This window comes from Geodermatophilus sp. SYSU D00703, assembly GCF_054050155.1.
Genome location: NZ_JBJGYU010000012.1, coordinates 1 through 17731 on the forward strand (window position 1 = coordinate 1; position 17731 = coordinate 17731).

17 protein-coding genes are annotated in these 17731 nt (G+C 75.6%); 11 read left to right on the forward strand and 6 right to left on the reverse strand.

Going from position 1 to position 17731, the window contains the following annotated elements:
* Positions 1 to 119: 119 nt before the first annotated feature.
* On the reverse strand, positions 120 to 497 hold the full coding sequence (locus ACI782_RS13320) for a YchJ family protein (protein ID WP_456909895.1): 378 nt from the start codon (positions 495 to 497) through the stop codon (positions 120 to 122).
* 44 nt (positions 498 to 541) lie between these two features.
* Here ACI782_RS13320 and ACI782_RS13325 point away from each other — a divergent pair, with 44 nt between their 5' ends.
* Positions 542 to 2485, forward strand: a complete 1944-nt coding sequence (locus ACI782_RS13325; protein WP_456909897.1) for a mycofactocin system FadH/OYE family oxidoreductase 2 — start codon at positions 542 to 544, stop codon at positions 2483 to 2485.
* A 41-nt stretch (positions 2486 to 2526) separates the two neighbouring features.
* Here the strand turns inward: ACI782_RS13325 and ACI782_RS13330 are convergent, their stop codons facing one another.
* Positions 2527 to 3234, reverse strand: coding sequence for a TetR/AcrR family transcriptional regulator C-terminal domain-containing protein (locus ACI782_RS13330; RefSeq protein WP_456909898.1), 708 nt, complete (start codon positions 3232 to 3234; stop codon positions 2527 to 2529).
* A 29-nt stretch (positions 3235 to 3263) separates the two neighbouring features.
* On the opposite strand from ACI782_RS13330, the gene ACI782_RS13335 reads away from it, so the two are divergent.
* The 6 genes from ACI782_RS13335 to ACI782_RS13360 are packed head-to-tail and all read left to right on the forward strand — an operon-like array spanning position 3264 to position 9281.
* Positions 3264 to 4265 carry an ATP-binding cassette domain-containing protein gene (locus tag ACI782_RS13335; RefSeq protein ID WP_456909900.1) on the forward strand — a complete coding sequence of 334 codons (1002 nt, stop codon included), beginning with the start codon at positions 3264 to 3266 and terminating at the stop codon, positions 4263 to 4265.
* Between the two features lie 3 nt (positions 4266 to 4268).
* Positions 4269 to 5144, forward strand: coding sequence for an ABC transporter permease (locus ACI782_RS13340; RefSeq protein ID WP_456909902.1), 876 nt, complete (start codon positions 4269 to 4271; stop codon positions 5142 to 5144).
* A 16-nt stretch (positions 5145 to 5160) separates the two neighbouring features.
* A complete protein-coding gene (gene mftE / locus ACI782_RS13345) occupies positions 5161 to 5856 on the forward strand; it encodes a mycofactocin biosynthesis peptidyl-dipeptidase MftE (protein WP_456909904.1) in 696 nt (231 codons plus the stop codon).
* A 20-nt stretch (positions 5857 to 5876) separates the two neighbouring features.
* Positions 5877 to 6419, forward strand: coding sequence for a cysteine hydrolase family protein (locus ACI782_RS13350; protein WP_456909906.1), 543 nt, complete (start codon positions 5877 to 5879; stop codon positions 6417 to 6419).
* Positions 6416 to 7936: a mycofactocin biosynthesis glycosyltransferase MftF gene (gene mftF / locus ACI782_RS13355; protein WP_456909908.1), complete on the forward strand. Its 1521-nt coding sequence runs from the start codon at positions 6416 to 6418 to the stop codon at positions 7934 to 7936. The genes ACI782_RS13350 and mftF overlap by 4 nt, the downstream gene beginning before the upstream one ends.
* 22 nt (positions 7937 to 7958) lie before the next feature.
* The gene (locus tag ACI782_RS13360) at positions 7959 to 9281 is read left to right on the forward strand and encodes a GAF domain-containing protein (protein ID WP_456909910.1); all 1323 of its coding nucleotides are present in this window, start codon (positions 7959 to 7961) and stop codon (positions 9279 to 9281) included.
* Between the two features lie 112 nt (positions 9282 to 9393).
* Here ACI782_RS13360 and ACI782_RS13365 read toward each other — a convergent pair whose 3' ends face one another.
* On the reverse strand, positions 9394 to 10395 hold the full coding sequence (locus ACI782_RS13365) for an iron-siderophore ABC transporter substrate-binding protein (protein ID WP_456909912.1): 1002 nt from the start codon (positions 10393 to 10395) through the stop codon (positions 9394 to 9396).
* Positions 10396 to 10710: 315 nt separating this feature from the next.
* Here ACI782_RS13365 and ACI782_RS13370 point away from each other — a divergent pair, with 315 nt between their 5' ends.
* The 4 genes from ACI782_RS13370 to ACI782_RS13385 all read left to right on the forward strand — a co-directional run bounded on the left by ACI782_RS13370 (position 10711) and on the right by ACI782_RS13385 (position 15655).
* Positions 10711 to 11253, forward strand: a complete 543-nt coding sequence (locus tag ACI782_RS13370) for a (2Fe-2S)-binding protein (protein ID WP_456909914.1) — start codon at positions 10711 to 10713, stop codon at positions 11251 to 11253.
* Entirely contained in the window at positions 11250 to 13742 is a 2493-nt protein-coding gene (locus ACI782_RS13375; protein ID WP_456909916.1) for a xanthine dehydrogenase family protein molybdopterin-binding subunit, read from the forward strand. The genes ACI782_RS13370 and ACI782_RS13375 overlap by 4 nt, the downstream gene beginning before the upstream one ends.
* Positions 13739 to 14596 (forward strand): FAD binding domain-containing protein, encoded by an 858-nt coding sequence (locus tag ACI782_RS13380; RefSeq protein WP_456909918.1) that lies wholly within the window; start codon positions 13739 to 13741, stop codon positions 14594 to 14596. Before ACI782_RS13375 ends, ACI782_RS13380 begins: the two co-directional genes overlap by 4 nt.
* Before the next feature lie 96 nt (positions 14597 to 14692).
* Entirely contained in the window at positions 14693 to 15655 is a 963-nt protein-coding gene (locus tag ACI782_RS13385; RefSeq protein WP_456909920.1) for an SRPBCC family protein, read from the forward strand.
* 44 nt (positions 15656 to 15699) lie between these two features.
* Here the strand turns inward: ACI782_RS13385 and ACI782_RS13390 are convergent, their stop codons facing one another.
* Genes ACI782_RS13390 through ACI782_RS13400 form a run of 3 tightly spaced genes read right to left on the reverse strand, consistent with a single transcriptional unit; the run spans position 15700 to position 17692 of the window.
* Positions 15700 to 16329, reverse strand: coding sequence for an alpha/beta hydrolase family protein (locus ACI782_RS13390; protein WP_456909922.1), 630 nt, complete (start codon positions 16327 to 16329; stop codon positions 15700 to 15702).
* Positions 16326 to 17000, reverse strand: coding sequence for an HAD-IA family hydrolase (locus ACI782_RS13395; protein WP_456909924.1), 675 nt, complete (start codon positions 16998 to 17000; stop codon positions 16326 to 16328). Before ACI782_RS13395 ends, ACI782_RS13390 begins: the two co-directional genes overlap by 4 nt.
* On the reverse strand, positions 16997 to 17692 hold the full coding sequence (locus ACI782_RS13400; RefSeq protein WP_456909926.1) for a DedA family protein: 696 nt from the start codon (positions 17690 to 17692) through the stop codon (positions 16997 to 16999). Before ACI782_RS13400 ends, ACI782_RS13395 begins: the two co-directional genes overlap by 4 nt.
* Between the last annotated feature and the right edge of the window lie 39 nt (positions 17693 to 17731).

The following is a 17731-nucleotide window of genomic DNA, read 5'->3' on the forward strand; positions in this document are numbered from 1 at the left end:
CTCGCAGAGCTCGCTGCGATGCTCCCTCGGCTGTCGTCAGACGGTGTCCACCGGTCCGACTCCGCGCCTCGGTCCGCTCCTCGCTCGCAGAGCTCGCTGCGATGCTCCCTCGGCTGTCGTCAGACGGCGTCCAGGTAGCGCCAGGCGCCGCCGTCCCGCACGAACCGGCTGACCTCGTGCCGGCTGCCGGTCTCGCCGGCGGACCGGTACCAGGCCCGGAACTCGACGGTGCCCTCGTCGGCGAACAGCCCGCCGCCGGTGCTGCCGAGGACGTCCAGCCCCGTCCAGCGGAGCGCCGGGTCGAGCTCCAGCGAGCGCGGCCGGGTCGTCGGGTGCCAGGTCGCCAGCAGGTAGGCGGGGTCCCCGACGGCGAAGGCGCTGTACCGGGAGCGCATCAGCTGCTCGGCGGTGGCCGCGGTCGCGGTGCCCGCGTGCAGCCGGCCGCAGCACTCGTCGTAGGGGAGCCCCGTCCCGCAGGGGCAGCGTCGGGGTGCCATGGGCGCAGTCTCTAGGGTCGCCCCGGCGCAGGAGGAGGTGGGCGGTGTCGTTCGAGCGCCTGACCGCGCCGCTGCGGATCGGCCCGGTGACCCTGGCCAACCGGGTCGTCTTCCCCGCCCACCTGACCGACTTCGCCGTCGACGGGCTGCCCACCGCCCGGCATGAGGCCTACTACGCGGCCCGCGCCGCCGGCGGAGCCGGGCTGGTGGTCACCGAGGAGTCGACCGTCGACCCGGCCGACCGGCCCTACGAGAAGCTGGTCCGCGGGTACGACGACGCCGTGCTGTCCGGGTGGCGGCTGGTCACCGACGCCGTCCACGCGCACGGCGCCCCGGTGTTCGCCCAGCTCAACCACAACGGTGGCCAGTCGGACGCCACGCACACCCGGGCGCCGGTCCTCGCCCCCTCGCCGGTGCCCGACCCGCTGTTCCGGGAGGTGCCACGGGAGGCGTCGGCCGCCGACCTCGCCCGGCTGGTGGCCGGCTACGCCGACGTCGCGGCCCGCTGCGCCGCCGCCGGCTTCGACGGCGTGGAGGTGCAGGCCTCGCAGTCCTCGCTGGTCCGCCAGTTCCTGTCCTCGGCGACCAACCGGCGTACCGACCGCTACGGCGGCCCGCTGGAGAACCGCGCCCGCTTCCTCGTCGAGGTGCTCGCCGCCGCCCGGGAGGCGGTGGGGCCCGGCCGGGCCGTCGGCGTCCGGCTCGCCGGCGAGGAGGGCGTGGCCGGCGGGACGGCGCTCGCCGACGCCGTGGCCACCGCGCGCCTGCTCGCCGCCGCGGGGCTGGTCGACTACGTGAGCACCACCGTCGGCGTCGCGACCGCGACCCTCGAGCAGGTCGTCCCGCCGATGACCACCGCGCCCGGGTACGCGCGGTACGTCTCGGCGGCGATCCGGGCGGGCGTCCGGGCGGTGGCCGACGTCCCGGTGATCGGGGTCGGCCGGTTCCTCACCCCCGCGCAGGCCGATCGCGCCCTCGCCGACGGGGACTGCGACCTGGTGGGCGTCGCCCGCGGTCAGATCGCCGACCCCGAGTGGGCCGCCAAGGCGGGCACCGGGCGGGCCGCGGAGATCCGCCGCTGCCTGGGCTGCAACCAGGAGTGCGTCGGCCGGGTCGGGCTGAACCGGCCGCTGGGCTGTGTCACCAACCCGCGGGCCGGCCGAGAGGCGCCGCTGCCGGTCCCGGTGCGCCGGCGCCGGGTGCTGGTCGTGGGCGGCGGCCCGGCCGGGCTGCGGGCCGCCGCGACCGCCGCGCAGCGCGGGCACGCGGTCACCCTGCTGGAGCAGGCGCCGACGACCGGCGGTGCGGTCCGCGTCGCGGCGTCCGCCCCCGGGCGGGACGGGCTGCGGCCGCTCGTCGACGACCTGGCCGCCGAGTGCGTGCGGGCCGGGGTGGACGTCCGGACCCGGGTGCGGGCCACCGCGGACGACGTCCGCGCCCAGGCTCCCGACGTCGTCGTCCTCGCCACCGGCGCACGACCGACGCGGCCGGCGTGGGCAGGGGACGCCGACCGGGTGGTCGACATCGGGGAGGTGCTGACCGGCGCGGTGTGCCCGGCCGGGGACGTCCTCGTCGTCGACGACCTCGGGGCTGCCGCGGCGCCGTCGGTCGCCGAACTGCTGGCGGGCCGCGGCTGCGGGGTCGAGGTCGTGACCGCCGCGATGGTCGTCGGGCAGGACCTCGGGCTCACCCTCGACCGGCCGCGGTGGCGCCGCCGGGCGGCGGAGCTGGGCATCCGGGAGAGCACCGACCTGCTGGTGCAGGCCGTGGAGGGGCGGGTCGTCCGGCTGCTGCACCACCCGACCGGCGCCGTGCAGGAGCGCACCGCCGACTGGGTGGTGGTCGCGACGCACGCCCGGGCGGACGACGAGCTGTGGCGGGCCCTGCGCGACAGCGGCCTGGAGGTGCACCGGATCGGCGACTGCCTCGCCCCGCGGCGCGCGTCGGCGGCGACCCTGGACGGCGACCGGGTCGGCGCCACGATCTAGCGGAGTGGGAGGGACGCGGGGACCGCGCCGGGGTGCTCCGCTCAGGTCGCGTAGCGGGCGCGCAGCCCGTCGAGCAGGAGGTCCAGGCCGAACTCGAACGCGGCCGAGTGAGGGCGTTCGAGCAGCTCCGAGATGGCGGCGAGCAGGACGGGCTGGGCGGCCAGGAGGTCCGCACGCAGGTCGCCCAGGTCCTCGTCGTCCCCGGCCGGCAGGGGCTGGCTGCGCGTCCGCTCCGCCTCCGCCTGCCACTCGATCGCGCTGCCGATGACGTAGGCGCCGATGGCGAACAGCGTCTGCTGGGCCTCCCCCGGCGTGAACCCGGCGTCCACGAGCACGCCGAGCACCCGCTCGATCCCCGGGAGGCCCTCCGGGCTGGGCCGGTTGCCGGCGAGCACCCGCGGCGCGTCCCGGGTCGTGGTGAGCGCCTCGAACACGCGGCGGGCGTCCTCGCGCAGCCACTCCCACCACGGCTGCCCCTCGGCCGGCCCCGCGTGGGCGCGGCCGCTGCGCCGGACCAACTCCTCGGCCATGAGGTCCATGAGCTGACGCTTGTTGTCGACGTGCCAGTAGAGCGTCGGGCCGGACACGCCCAGCCGGGCGGCGATCCGCCGGAAGGACACCGCCTCCAGCCCGCCGTCGGCGAGCAGCGCCAGCGCCGCGTCGACCACCGCCTCGCGGGTCACGGGCGCCCGCCCGGTTCCCCCCTCGGCACCCACGGCGGCCCGCTCGGTCACCGCGTCGGGTTTCACGCTTGACACCCTAAAGGTGCCAGAGGACGGTGTCCGCCGTGTCTAACGCCGTTAGAGAGCCCGCCATCGAGGTGGTCGGGTTGACGAGGACCTACCGCTCCGGCGACACCGTCGTCGAGGCGGTCAAGGGCATCGACCTGCGCGTCGAGGCCGGGCAGACGTACGGCTTCCTCGGACCCAACGGGGCGGGGAAGTCCACGACGATCGAGATGCTCTGCACCATCCGCAACCCCACCTCCGGCTCCGCGCGGGTGGCCGGGTTCGACGTCGTCCGCGAGCGCGACCAGGTGCGCCGCCGGATCGGGCTGGTCTTCCAGCAGCAGACCCTGGACCTGCAGCTCACCGCCGAGCAGAACCTGCGCTTCCACGCCGAGCTGTACGGGCTGCCCCGCGCCGAGGCCGACCGGCGGATCGGCGAGGTGCTGGAGATGGTCGCGCTGGCCGACCGCCGCTCCGACACCGTGCAGCGCTTCTCCGGCGGCATGAAGCGCCGGCTGGAGATAGCCCGCGGTCTGGTGCACGCCCCGCAGGTGCTCTTCCTCGACGAGCCGACCATCGGGCTGGACCCGCAGACCCGCGCCGCGATCTGGGACCACCTCCGGTGGCTCCGGGAGAACAGCAGCATCACCGTGTTCGTCACGACCCACTACATGGACGAGGCCGAGCACTGCGACCGGATCGCGATCATGGACCACGGCGAGATCGTCGTGGAGGACACGCCGGAGGCGCTGAAGTCCAGCGTCGGCACCGACCGGATCGCGCTGCGCACCGACGACGACGAGCTGGCGATCGCCCGGGTCCGGGAGCGGCTGGGCATCGAGGCCGGCGTCCACGAGGGGCAGGTCACCCTCGCCGTGGCCGAGGGGGCGCAGGTGGTGCCGCGGCTGTTCACCGAGCTCGGCGTCGGCATCCGCTCGGTCACCGTCACCCGGCCCAGCCTCGACGACGTGTTCCTGACCTACACCGGCCGCACCATCCGCGACTCCGAGGGGCACGGCTCCCCGGCCTTCCCCTTCGCCGGGAGGCGATGACCGATGACGACCCGCGACACCGCCGTCCCCGAGCTGTCCCCCGCCCCCATGACGGAGGTCCGCAGCGACCTCGCCCACCAGGCGCGGGCCACCTGGGTGGTCATGCGCCGCGAGCTGCTGCGGCTCAAGCAGGACAAGGCCCGCATCCTCACGATGCTGCTGCAGCCGCTGCTGTTCATCTTCGTGATGGGGACGGGGCTCTCCAGCATCGTCGACACCGGCGGCTCCACCAGCTTCCAGGCGTTCCTCTTCCCTGGCGTCCTGGCGACGTCGGTGCTGTTCACCGCCGCGTTCGCCGGGATCTCCCTGGTGTGGGACCGGGAGTTCGGCTTCCTGCGGGAGATGATGGTCGCGCCGATCTCCCGCGGCGCGATCATCTGGGGCAAGTGCCTGGGCGGCGCCGCCGTCGCCACGGCGCAGAGCCTGGTGCTGCTGGCCCTCGTCGGCACCGTCGGCATCCCCTACTCGCCGTCGCTGCTGCTCGCCCTGGTCGGCTGCCTGTTCCTCGGCGCGCTGCTGCTGACCGCGCTGGGCGTCCTCCTCTCCACCCGGATCAAGACCATCCAGACGGCGATGCCGGTCAGCCAGCTGCTGATCATGCCGATGATGTTCCTGTCCGGGGCGCTGTTCCCGGTCTCCGGGCTGCCGGACTGGCTCGCCGTCCTCACCCGGCTCAACCCGCTGACCTACGTCGTCCAGCCGATGCGGCACCTCACCCTCGACTCGCTGTCGCTGTCGGCCGCCGAGCAGGAGCGGCTGCTCCCGGTGATCACCTGGTTCGGCTGGGAGGTGCCGGTCGGGGTGCAGCTGCTCACCGTCACGGTCATCACCCTCGGCCTGATCGGCCTCGCGGCGCGGGTCTTCAAGACCACCGAGTGATCTCTAGGCTGCCCCGGTGACGTCCCTCGCCGGGGCAGCCTGGCTCGACCTGCCCGAGCGCCCCCTCCTCCTCGTCCCGCTGGGCGCGGTCGAGCAGCACGGCCACCACCTGCCGCTGGCCACCGACACCACGGTGGCGTGCGCGGTCGCCGAGGCCGCCGTCGACGTCCTGGACGGCGTGCTGCTCGCCCCGGCGCTGGCCTACGGCGCCAGCGGCGAGCACGAGGACTTCCCGGGCACCATCTCGATCGGCACCGAGGCGCTGACCGGGCTGCTCGTCGAGTACGGCCGCTCGGCCTGCCGGTGGGTGGGCCGGCTGGTGGTCGTCAACGGCCACGGCGGCAACCTCGACGCGCTGCGGACGGCGGTCGCGCGGCTGCGGTCGGAGGGGCGGGACGTCGCCTGGTTCCCGTGCGGGACGCCCGGCGCCGACGCCCATGCCGGCCGCACCGAGACGTCGCTGGTGTTGCACGTGGAACCAGCGCTGGTGCGCGCCGAGCGGGCCGTGGCAGGGGAGACCACGCCGATCGCGCGGCTGCTGCCGCGGCTGCGCGCCGAGGGCGTGCGCGCGGTCAGCGCCACCGGCGTCCTGGGCGACCCGGCCGGCGCCTCCGCGGAGGAGGGCGCAGAACTGCTCGCCGGGATGGCCGGGCGGCTGGCCGACGCCGTCCGGGCCTGGGACGTCGACCCCACCGGACGGTTGCGGAGCTGACCCGACCTAGGGTGCCGGTCATGGCAGCGCCGCACGGGTGGTTGGTCGTCGTCGACTACCAGGAGGTCTTCCGCGACCCCACCTCACCGTGGACGACGCCCCGCTTCGACGAGATCCGCCCGCGGATCCGGTCGCTGGCCGAGGCGTTCGGGAACCGCGCGGTGTTCACCCGCTTCGTCGTGCCCGAGCAGCCGGTCGGGGCCTGGGCCGACTACTACGCGAAGTACGACTACTTCCGCGCGGGGCACGCGATCCCGCTGCTCCAGCTGTCCGAGGACCCCGGCGACCGCCGCGTGATCGAGGCGCCGACCTTCGGCAAGTGGGTGCCCGAGCTCGCCGAGCTCGTCGGTGAGGGGCCGCTGACCGTCGCGGGCGTCGCCACGGACTGCTGCGTCCTCTCCACCGTGTTGCCCGCGGCCGACGCCGGCGTGCGGGTGCGGGTGGTCGCCGACGCCTGCGCCGGCGCGAGCGACGAGGCGCACGAGGACACCCTCGAGCTGCTCGGCTGCTACGCCCCGCTGGTGGAGGTGACGACGACCGCAGAGGTCCTGGGCGAGGGATGACCGCTGGCCTCGCGGTCGCCGCACCTGCGGCGGAGCGGCTGCCCGACGGGTTCGCCGTCCGGCTGGACCCCCGCACCCGGCGGCGCGACGGGGGGACGGCGCTGCTCGGCGGCTCCCCGCTGCGGCTGCTGCGGCTGCGGCCGCGGGCGCGCGACCTGCTGCGCGGCGACCGGCTCGTCGTCCGGGACGCTGCCACCGCCGCGCTGGCCGCCCGCCTGCTCGACAGCGGCCTCGCCCACCCCGATCTCACCGGGGCGGTGCCCGTGGCCCTCACCGTCGTCGTCCCGGTCAAGGACCGCCCCGCCGAGCTGGACCGGCTGCTGGCCGCGCTGCGCACCGACCCGGACACCGCCGCCGTTCCGGTGCTCGTCGTGGACGACGGCTCCACGGACCCCGCGGCCGTGTCGGCGACCGCCGGCCGGCACGGCGCCCGGGTGCACCGGCACGCCACCTCGCGCGGCCCGGCCGCCGCGCGCAACGCCGGCCTGCGGACGGCGACCACCGACCTCGTCGCCTTCCTCGACTCCGACTGCGTGCCGCTGCCCGGCTGGGCGCGGGGCCTGGTCCGTCACACGGCCGACCCCCGGCTGGCGCTGGTCGCGCCGCGGATCACCGCCCTCCCCGCGCGGAGTGCCGGCTGGGTGGACCGCTACGAGACCGCGGTCAGCGCCCTCGACATGGGGCCGCACCCGGCGCCGGTCACGGCCGGGACGGCGGTGTCGTACGTGCCCAGCGCCGCGCTGCTGGCCCGCAGGCGCGCGCTCGGCGCCGGCTTCGACGAGTCGATGCGGGTGGCCGAGGACGTCGACCTGGTCTGGCGGCTGACCGCGGCCGGCTGGCGGGTGCGGTACGAGCCGGCGGCCACGGTCGCCCACGAGCACCCCGCCGAGACCGCCGCGTGGCTGCGCCGCCGCGCCTTCTACGGCACCGGCGCCGCGCTGCTCGCCGCCCGGCACGGCGCCGCGGTCGCCCCGGTCGTCGTCTCGCCGTGGTCGGCGCTGGCCTGGGGGCTGCTGCTGACCGGACGCCGGGGCGCCGCGCTCGCCGCCGCGGGGGTCCTGGCGGCCGGGACCGGGCGGCTGGCGCGGCGGCTGGCCCGCCCCGGGGAGCGCCCGCCGGTGGGGCTGGCCGCGGTCCTGGTGCTGCGGGGCAGCGCCGCGGCCGGCCGCACCCTGGCCCGCAGCGCCACCCGGCACCACTGGCCCCTGGCGGTGCTCGCCGCGGCGGTCTCCCGGCGGGCCCGCCGCCGGTTGGCCGCCGCTGCCCTCGCCGACGGCGTCCTCGCCTGGTGGCCGCACCGCCGGGAGGTCGGCCTGCTGCGGTTCACGGCCGCCCGCCGGCTGGAGGACCTCGCCTACGGCACCGGGCTGTGGTGGGGCGCGCTGCGCGCCCGCGACCCGAGGGCACTGCTCCCGGCCGCTCCGCCCGACATCGGCCCGCGCGCCGGGCGGGGGCCGCACCCGAACCCGGCTGCCTGGTGGAAACGCGGGCCACGGGCCACGATGGGCGCGAGATGAGCCCGAGCCCGCGGACGACGTCGTGACCACGGTCAACCCGTGGTTCGCGCTGCCCGAGGGACGCCCCGACCCCGCGCTGGCCCGCCGGCTGCGGGCCGCCCACGAGGCGCTGGTCACCCGCGGCGGGGCCCCGGCCCGCGACGAAGTGCGGGCCGTCGTCTGGGACTCCTGGCGGCGCTGCCTGGGCAGCGGCGTCGACCCCGACGGCAGCGCGCCGCCGGTCGACCTGCTCGACGACGACCTGCTGGCCTACCGCGCCGCCCACCCGCTGGCCCCGGTCCTCCCGGTGATCCGCCGGCTGCTGGTCGAGGACGCCGAGGCCGACCAGATGATCGTCGCGGTCACCGACGCCGCGGGCCGGATGCTGTGGGTCGAGGGCGACCGCCGGCTCCGCTCCCGCGCCGAGGGGATGAACTTCGTCGAGGGCGCCCGCTGGTCGGAGGAGGTCGCGGGCACCAACGCCCCCGGCACCGCGCTCGCCGTCGACCACGCCGTCCAGATCTACGGCAGCGAGCACTACCGGCGGCCGGTGCAGAACTGGAGTTGCTCGGCCGCCCCCGTGCACCACCCGGTCACCGGCGTCCTGCTCGGCGCGATCGACGTCACCGGCGGCGACCACGTGGCCAGCCCACAGGTGCTCACGCTGGTCCGGGCGACGGTGGCCGCGGTCGAGGCCGAGCTCCGCTGGCTGCACCGGGACCAGGACGCCGGCCGGCCCGCCGCACCGGCGCCACGGCCGGTCCCGCGGTTGGCGGTGCTCGGCCGCGAGCGGGCGCGGCTGCGGCTGCCCGCCGGACCGGTCGAGCTGTCGCTGCGCCACTCCGAGCTGCTGCTGCTCCTCGCCGAGGCCGCCGCCTCCGGGGGCGGCCGCACCGCCGAGCAGCTGGCCGCCGAGTGCCACGCCGGGGACGCCGCGGCGGTGACCGTCCGCGCCGAGCTGTCCCGGCTGCGCCGGCTGGTCGGCACCGACCTGGTCGGCTCCCGCCCCTACCGGCTGCTGGCCCCGCTGGAGACCGACGTCGGCCAGGTCCGCCGCCTGCTGGACCAGGGCGCGGTCGGTCCCGCCCTGGAGCGCTATCCCGGTGCGGTGCTGCCGCGCTCGGCGGCGCCCGGCGTCGTCGCCGCCCGGCAGCGGCTGGCCGCGCAGCTGCGCCACGCGGTGCTGGCCAGCCGCCGTCCGGAGCTGGTGCTGCGGTACAGCCGGCTGCCCGACGCGCAGGACGACGTCGCCGTCTGGCAGGCCTGCCTGGAGTGGCTGCCGCCCGGGTCGCCGAGCCGGCCCGTGGTCGCCGCCCACCTGCACTGGCTGCGCCGCGCGCCGAGGGGACCGCTGCGCGTCCACTGAACGGGACGGTCCTCCGGGCCGGTGCGGACGGCACGCGCACCGGCCCGAGGGAGGACCTCCCTGCCCGGCCCCGTCCCGAGCGTGCGAGGAGTGGGGCGGACCGGGTCCTCCGTCAGCCGGCGAGCGCGTCGGCGAACAGCGGGACGGCGTTGTCCAGCGCGTAGCCGATCCCCAGGGCCGAGCCGCTGGAGAACGCGCTGACCAGCGTCTGGTCCTCGAGGACGACGGCGTGGCCCTGCTGCACCGACGGCAGGGTCTGCCACAGCGGGTTGCCGGTGATCTCCGCTGCGTCGACGAAGATCGGGAAGACGACGGTCAGCGGGGCGTCCAGCAGCTGGAGCTCCTCGTCGCTGACCGGGACGAAGAAGTTCTCCCCGGCGAGGTCCTGGATCGCGGGCTTGTTGGTGAAGCCCAGGGCCTCCATGAAGTCGACGCGGGCGTCGCCGCGGACGTAGGCGCCGAAGCCCTCCGAGGTGTACGCGCCGACCGCGACCTCGGTGCCCTCGAACCCCGGGTTCGCCTCGCGGGCGTCGGCGAACTGCTGGTCGACCTCGTCGGTCAGCGCCGCGGCCTCCTCGCTGCGGCCCAGGGCCTCCCCGACCAGTTCCAGCTGCGACTGCCAGGTCGTCTGGTACGGGCCGACGCCCTCGGGCTGGCCGACGGTCGTCGCGATGGCGCTGAGCGCGTCGTAGCGCTCCTGCGTGCCGTCGGAGCGGGTGTCGAGGATGAGGTCGGGCTCCAGCGCGGCGATCGCCTCCAGGCTGGGCTCGAGCGTGTCGATGATCTCCGGGGCCTCGTCGTAGCGGCCCTCGGCCCAGGGCCCGACGCCCTCGCCGCCGAAGCCCAGCCAGTCGCTGGCCCCCACCGGCTGCACGCCCAGCGCCAGCGCCGTCTCGGCGTCCGACCAGCCGAGGGCGACCACCCGCGTGGGCTCCTCCTCGACGGTGACGTCGCCGAAGGCGGTCGACACGGTCACCGGGAACGCCCCGGACGACTCGCCCGACGGCGGAGCCGCGGCGTCGGGCTCCTCGTCCGGGGAGCCGGAGCTGCAACTGGTGACGAGGACGGCGGCGGCCAGCAGGGCGGCGCCGCGCAGGGCGGTGCGGGCGGTCATGGGCGAACTCCTTCGGGTGCAGGTGAGCCTCACCTAACTACCCCGGCGTCACGCCGGGATCACGGGGGTGCGCGGGCTCCTGCTGCAACGCCGGTGCAACGTTGCGCGCCCGCGCTGTTCCGGTCCGTGCCAGCAACGCGAGCTCCGCAGGTGCGGGTGGACAGCCCCTTGCGACCCCGCCGTTGCGGATCCGGTGTGGGGCACCGTGCAGATAAGCGTGGCCTAAGTCACTCCCCGGTTGCCAGACTCCGGCCGACGTGGCGATGCCACCGGCCCCTGCAAGGAAACAGACCCCTGCAACGAAGCGGAGGATCCGTGACCCAGATCAACGTGCGGGTCGACGGGGTGACCTACACCGACGACGTCGAACCCCGGACCCTGCTCGTCCACTACCTGCGCGAACAGCTGGGCAAGGTGGGCACCGTCGTCGGCTGCGACACGAGCAACTGCGGCGCCTGCACCGTCCACCTCGACGGCGCGGCCGTGAAGTCCTGCACCGTCTTCGCCGTCCAGGCCGACGGCAGCGAGGTCACCACCATCGAGGGGCTGGCCGAGGGCGGCGAGCTCCACCCGGTGCAGAAGGCGTTCCACGAGATGCACGGCCTGCAGTGCGGGTTCTGCACGCCGGGGATGATCATGGCGGCGGTCGACCTGCTGAAGGAGAACCCGAACCCCAGCGAGACCGAGGTCCGTGAGGGCATCGAGGGCAACCTCTGCCGCTGTACGGGCTACCAGAACATCATCCGGGCCGTGCAGCACGCCGCCGCCGAGATGGGCGGTGCCGTGGCCGAGGTGCCGCCCGCCCGCCCGGCCGCCGTCGACACGGCAGCCACCGACCACGTGGTGGTGCAGGCATGACGGTCACCGAGGACGCCGCGGCCCAGGCCTCGGCCAAGGAGGTCGGCAAGGCCCGCCGGCGCAAGGAGGACGCCCGGCTGATCACCGGCCGGACGACGTGGACCGACAACACGGTGCTGCCCGGGATGCTGTACCTCTCGGTGGTCCGCAGCCCCGTCGCCCACGCCAAGATCAGCAACGTCGACGTCACCGCGGCGCAGCAGGCGCCCGGCGTCGTCGCCGTCTTCACCGGCCGTGACTTCGCCGAGGAGCAGGGCTCCATCCCGTGCGCCTGGCCGGTGACGCCGGACATGGTCAACCCCGGGCACCCCTCGGTCGCGGTCGAGGAGGTCAACCACGTCGGCGAGGCCGTCGCGGTCATCGTGGCCCGGAGCAAGGCCGCCGCCCAGGACGCCGTCGAGCTGGTCGACGTCGACTACGACCCCCTGCCGGTGGTGCTCGACATGGAGGAGGCGGTCAAGGGCGACGCCGACCTCTGCCACGACCACATCGAGTCCAACACCGCCTACCACTTCGTCTTCGATGCCGGGGAGGCCGGCACCGGGGCCGACACCGACCAGGCCTTCGCCGACGCGGACGTCGTGGTCAGCCGCCGGTTCGTCAACCAGCGGCTGATCCCGGCCTTCATGGAGCCGCGCTCGGTCGTCGTCCAGCCGCAGGGCGACAACTACACGATGTGGTCGGCCACCCAGATCCCGCACGTCCTCCGGGTGATGCTGGCGATGGTCACCGGCGTGCCCGAGCACAAGATCCGGGTGATCGCCCCCGACGTCGGCGGCGGCTTCGGCGGCAAGCTGCAGGTCAACCCCGAGGAGGTCATCGCCCTCCTGGTGGCCCGGCGGCTGGGCAAGCCGGTCAAGTGGACCGAGACCCGCAGCGAGTCGCTCATGACCGCCCACCACGGCCGCGACCAGATCCAGTACATCGACGTCGCCGCCGACCGCGAGGGCAACGTCAAGGGCCTCAAGGTGCGGCTGCTCGCCGACATGGGCGCCTACCTGCGGCTGATCACCCCGGGCGTGCCGGCGCTGGGCGCCTTCATGTTCCCGGCGATCTACAAGTTCCCCGCCTACCGCTTCGAGTGCGACGGCGTCTTCACCAACAAGGTCCCCACCGACGCCTACCGCGGCGCCGGACGCCCCGAGGCGACCTTCGCCATCGAGCGGATCATGGACGAGCTCGCCGTCGAGCTGGGCATGGACCCCCTCGAGCTGCGCCGCAAGAACTGGATCCAGGCGCAGGAGTTCCCCTTCACCACGGTGGCCGGCCTCGAGTACGACAGCGGCGACTACGAGGCGGCGACCCAGCAGGCGCTCGAGCTCATCGGCTACGACGAGCTGCGCGAGGAGCAGCGGCGGCGCCGGGAGTCGAACGACCCGGTGCAGCTGGGCATCGGGTTCTCGACGTTCACCGAGATGTGCGGCCTCGCGCCGTCCCGGGTGCTGGGGTCCCTGTCGTACGGCGCGGGCGGCTGGGAGGCGGCGTCCATCCGGATGCTGCCCACCGGCAAGGTCGAGGTCGTCACCGGGTCCACGCCCCACGGGCAGGGCCACGAGACGGCGTGGAGCCAGCTGGTCGCCGACCAGCTGGGCGTGCCGTTCGAGGACGTCGAGGTGCTGCACGGCGACACCGCGGTCGCACCCAAGGGCATGGACACCTACGGCTCCCGCTCCCTGGTCGTCGGCGGGACGGCTGTGGTGAAGGCCGCGGAGAAGGTGATCGCCAAGGCCCGCAAGGTCGCCGCGCACCTGCTCGAGGCCAGCGAGGACGACCTCGAGTTCGCCGACGGGAAGTTCTCCGTCCGCGGCACGCCCGGTACGAGCATGGGCATCCAGGAGATCGCGCTGGCGGTCTTCGCCGCGCACAACTACCCGGAGGACATCGAGCCGTCGATCGACGCCGAGGCCACCTTCGACCCGGTCAACTTCTCCTTCCCCCACGGCACGCACATCTGCGCCATGGAGGTCGACACCGAGACCGGGATGGTCACGATCCGCAAGTACGCCTGCGTGGACGACGTCGGCACGATCGTGAACCCGCTGATCGTCGAGGGGCAGGTCCACGGCGGGCTGGCGCAGGGCATCGCCCAGGCGCTCTACGAGGAGGCCGTCTACGACGCCGACGGCAACCTCACCACCGGCACGTTCGTCGACTACCTGGTCCCGTCGGCGGCCGACCTGCCGCACTTCGACACGGGCAACACGGTGCACGTCGCCCCGGGCAACCCGATCGGGGCCAAGGGCGTCGGCGAGGCAGGCTGCATCGCCAGCACGCCCGCGGTCGTCAATGCCGCCCTCGACGCCGTCCGGCACCTGGGGGTCAGCGACATCCGCATGCCCCTGACGCCGGAACGGGTGTGGCGGGCGATCCACCAGGGCGGGGACGGCGGCGGCCGGGCCACCGCCGGCACCACCGCCTACGGCGGGGCGCAGACCGAGACCACCGCCGGTGTCTCGACCCCCCAGTCGTCCCTCGGAGGTGACCGGTGATCCCCGCTCCGTTCGCATACGCCCGGCCGACGACCGTCGACGAGGCCGTGCAGGCCGTCGCCGCGGGCGGCGAGGACGTGAAGATCCTCGCCGGCGGCCAGTCGCTGATCCCGGTCATGCGGCTGCGCCTGGCCGCCCCGGAGACCGTCGTGGACCTGGCCCGGGTCGGCGAGCTGCGCGGCGTCCGGGACGACGGCGACGCGATCGTCATCGGCGCCATGACGACCCACCACGACGTCATGACCGACCCACTGGTGCAGCAGCACGCGCCGCTCATCGCCGAGGCGACCGAGACGGTGGCCGACCGGCAGGTGCGGGCCCGCGGCACGTTCGGCGGCGCGCTGGCCCACGCCGACCCCGCCGGTGACCTGCCGGCCGTGGCCCTGGCCCTGGACGCGGAGTTCGTGGTCGCCGGCCCGAACGGGCGGCGCACGGTGCCCGCGGCGGACTTCTTCGTCGACTACCTCACCACCGCGCTGGAGGAGGGGGAACTGCTCGTCGAGATCCGCGTCCCCAAGCTCTCCGGCCAGTGGGGCATGCGCTACGAGAAGTTCAACCGGGTGGCGCAGGCCTGGTCGATCGTCGCCGTCGCCGCGGCGGTCCGCCGGGAGGACGGGCGCATCGCGGAGGCCCGCATCGGGCTGACGAACATGGGTCCGACGCCGCTGCGTGCCCGGGCGGCCGAGGCCGCCCTGGCCGGGGTGGAGGCCAGCCCGGACGCCGTCGCCGCCGCTGTCCAGGCCGTCGCCGAGGGCACCAGCCCGAGCAGCGACCTCAACGCGCAGGCCGACTACCGCCGGCACCTGGCGCAGGTGCTGACCCGACGAGCGGTCAGCGCCGCCGCGGGGTTGTAGCGTCCATCCCCAACCCCCGGAACCCGCCAGTCACCTCGGCCGGCCCGCCCCCACGGGGGTGGACCGGCCGAGTTCCGCAGCCCAGGAGGTCGCACCGTGCAGTTGGAGAACTCGTTCACCGTCCCCGTGCCCATCGACGAGGCCTGGCGGGTGCTGCTGGACATCGAGCGGATCGCGCCGTGCATGCCCGGCGCCGCGCTCGACTCGGTCGAGGGCGACGACTTCACCGGCCGGGTGAAGGTCAAGCTCGGCCCGATCAACCTCACCTACCAGGGCAAGGCCTCGTTCGTCGAGAAGGACGAGGCGGCGCACAAGGCGGTCATCGACGGTCGCGGCAAGGACCAGCGCGGCAACGGCACCGCGGCCGCGCTCATCACCGCCCAGCTGAAGGCCGAGGGGGACACCACGCGGGTCGACGTCCTCACCGACCTCAACATCACCGGCCGGCCGGCCCAGTTCGGCCGCGGCGTGATGACCGACGTCGGCAACAAGCTGCTCGGCCAGTTCGCCGACAAGCTGGCCGCGCAGCTCGCGGCCGGCGGTGAGGCCGCGGCCCCGGCGCCCACCGAGGCCGCGACCCCGGCGACGCCGCCGGCCCCGGGCGCGGCGGCCACGGTCGCCGGGGCGGTGGAGGAGGTGGCCGCGTCGGCCGAGGCGTCGACCACCGCGGAACCGGCCAAGAAGGCCGCGGCCGCGGCCCGCGAGACCGCCGCTGCGGCTGCGGACCGGGCCGCCGGGACGACGGCCCCGGTCTCCGACACGGTGCCGGTGACCACCCCGGCCGGCCCGGCCGCGACCCCGGCCTCCACGCCGGCCGAGCCGGCCACCGCGGCGCCGGGTGCAGCTGCCCCGGTCACCGCTCCCACGAGCACCCCGGCCGGTCCGGCGCCGACCCCGGCGAGCACCCCGGCCCGGCCGACCGCGGCGGCCGAGCCCGAGCCGATCGACCTGCTCGAGGTCGCCGGCGGCGCGGCGCTGACCCGCTACGCCAAGCCGGTGGGGGCGGTCGCGCTGCTGCTGCTGCTGATCAGCCTGGTCGTGCGGCGCCTGCGTCACTGACCGGCCCCGTCGGGCCCGTGCCCCGCGGGGCACGGGCCCGTCGGTCACGACACCGGGGCGGCCACCGCCTCGAGCCCGTCCATCGCGGCAGCGGCGACGACGTCGGGGTTCGCCGCGAGCGAGTGGTCGCCGGGGACGCCGTAGAGCGAGGCCCCGGCCTGACCGGTCAGGACGGCGGCGAACTCCTCGGGGCGGCCCATGGCGTCGGTCTCGCCCTGCACCACGACCAGCGGCACCGGGACCGCGGTGAGCTCGGCCGCGCGGCTGCGCTCCGGCCGGCCCGGCGGGTGCAGCGGGAACGCGAGGCAGAGCACCGCGGCCGCCGCCTGCTCCGCGGCGGTGCGGCAGGCCACCCGCGCGCCCGCGCTGCGCCCGCCCAGCACCAGCGGCCCGGCCAGCCGGCCGGCGTCGCGCAGGCCGTCGAGCACCGCCGTCCACCCGACGTCCAGGCGGGTCGGGGCGGGGGCGATCCGCTTGCCGGCGACCCGCCACGGCTGCTCCACGCGCAGCACCCGCCACCCGGCCGCCGCCGCGGTGGCGGTGACCGCCACCAGGTCGGCCGAGCCGATCCCCCCGCCGGCGCCGTGCCCGAGGACCAGCGTGCCGCGGATGCCGCCGTCCGGCTTCGTCGCGGTGACCCGGGCGGGGCCGAGCGGGGTCGCGAACTCCGTCACGCGCGGGGCAGGGCGAGCAGCGCGTCGACGGCGCCGGCCAGGTCGCCGGCCACGAGCGCGGCCGGGTCGTACACGTCGGGGTAGCTGCGCTCGGTGCGCGGGAACCAGGCGGCGGTCAGGCCGGCCCGCAGGGCGCCGTGCACGTCCCAGGCGTGGGCGGCCACCAGCGCCAGGCGCTCCGGCGCGACGTCGCACACGCCCGCCGCCCACAGGTAGACCTCCCGGGCCGGCTTCCAGGCCCGGATCGCCTCGCTGGACAGGCACCGCTCCACCAGCGGGGCGACGCCGCCGCGCTCCAGCCCGGCCTCGGCGACCCCCGGCGCCCCGTGGGTCAGCGTCACCACCCGCACCCCGGCCTCCGCGAGCCGGCGCAGCGCGGGCTCGACGTCGGGGTGCGGCGCCAGCTCGAGGAAGGCGTCGGCGACCCGGGACCGCTCGGCGGCCGACAGCGGGGTGGCCTGGGCGAGGGCGGCGTCGAAGGCCTGCCGGAAGCGGATCCAGGTGCCGGCCGCGGCGGTCGCGAAGCCGGTGAGCAGGGTCCGGGCGAACACCGTGGACAGCAGGTCGGCGGGCTGGTCGAGCTCGACCAGCGCGGCCCGCACCGGGGCCAGGTCGAGCACCGTCTCGTTGACGTCGAAGGCGACGACCTCGGGGCGGACGGGGGCGCTCACGCGGCGGGCCGGCCGTAGTCGGCGTCGCCGGCCTCCGACCGGCCGAGCGCGCGCTCCCGGCGGTGGCGGCGGACGTCCCGGTAGCGCTTGACGACGAGGTAGCCGATGCCCAGGACGACGGCGGCGACGACGGCGTAGTCCAGGTACTTGAGGTTGGCCTGCACGAAGTCACCGGCCGCCACGCCCAGCCCGATCAGCACGCTGTTCCAGATCAGGCTGCCGGCGGCGGAGAAGAGCAGGAACTGGCCCAGCGGCATCCGCACCACGCCGGCGGGCACGGAGATGAAGCTGCGCACGATCGGCACCATCCGGCCGAAGAACACCGCCGGCCGGCCGTGCCGCTCGAACCAGGCGAAGGTCTTGTCGACGTCCTCGGTCTCCACCAGCGGCAGCCGGTCGAGGAAGGCGTGCGAGCGGCGCGGGCCCAGCGCGCGGCCGACGTAGTAGAAGAAGATCGCGCCGAGGACCGACCCCAGCGTGGCGAGCAGCACGACCGGGACGACGTTCAGCCGGCCGTCGTTGATGAGCACGCCGGCCAGGCCGAGCACCGCCTCGCTGGGGATCGGCGGGACGACCGTCTCCAGCAGGATGGCGAAGCCGACGCCCACGGCGCCGAGCTCGTCGACCATGTCGAGCAGGAAGCCGGTGATGCCGCCCTGGTCGGAGGATGCAGCGGCGGCGAGGAACGACATGGCCTCCACGGTAACGGCGCGCTCTGGACGGGAGCTGAC

Coding starts and splice junctions, on each gene's coding strand:
- ACI782_RS13320 (WP_456909895.1), bottom strand. CDS start 497: ATGGCACCCCGACGCTGCCCCTGCGGGACGGGGCTCCCCTACGACGAG.
- ACI782_RS13340 (WP_456909902.1), top strand. CDS start 4,269: ATGACGACCCGCGACACCGCCGTCCCCGAGCTGTCCCCCGCCCCCATG.
- ACI782_RS13350 (WP_456909906.1), top strand. CDS start 5,877: ATGGCAGCGCCGCACGGGTGGTTGGTCGTCGTCGACTACCAGGAGGTC.
- mftF (WP_456909908.1), top strand. CDS start 6,416: ATGACCGCTGGCCTCGCGGTCGCCGCACCTGCGGCGGAGCGGCTGCCC.
- ACI782_RS13365 (WP_456909912.1), bottom strand. CDS start 10,395: ATGACCGCCCGCACCGCCCTGCGCGGCGCCGCCCTGCTGGCCGCCGCC.
- ACI782_RS13375 (WP_456909916.1), top strand. CDS start 11,250: ATGACGGTCACCGAGGACGCCGCGGCCCAGGCCTCGGCCAAGGAGGTC.
- ACI782_RS13400 (WP_456909926.1), bottom strand. CDS start 17,692: ATGTCGTTCCTCGCCGCCGCTGCATCCTCCGACCAGGGCGGCATCACC.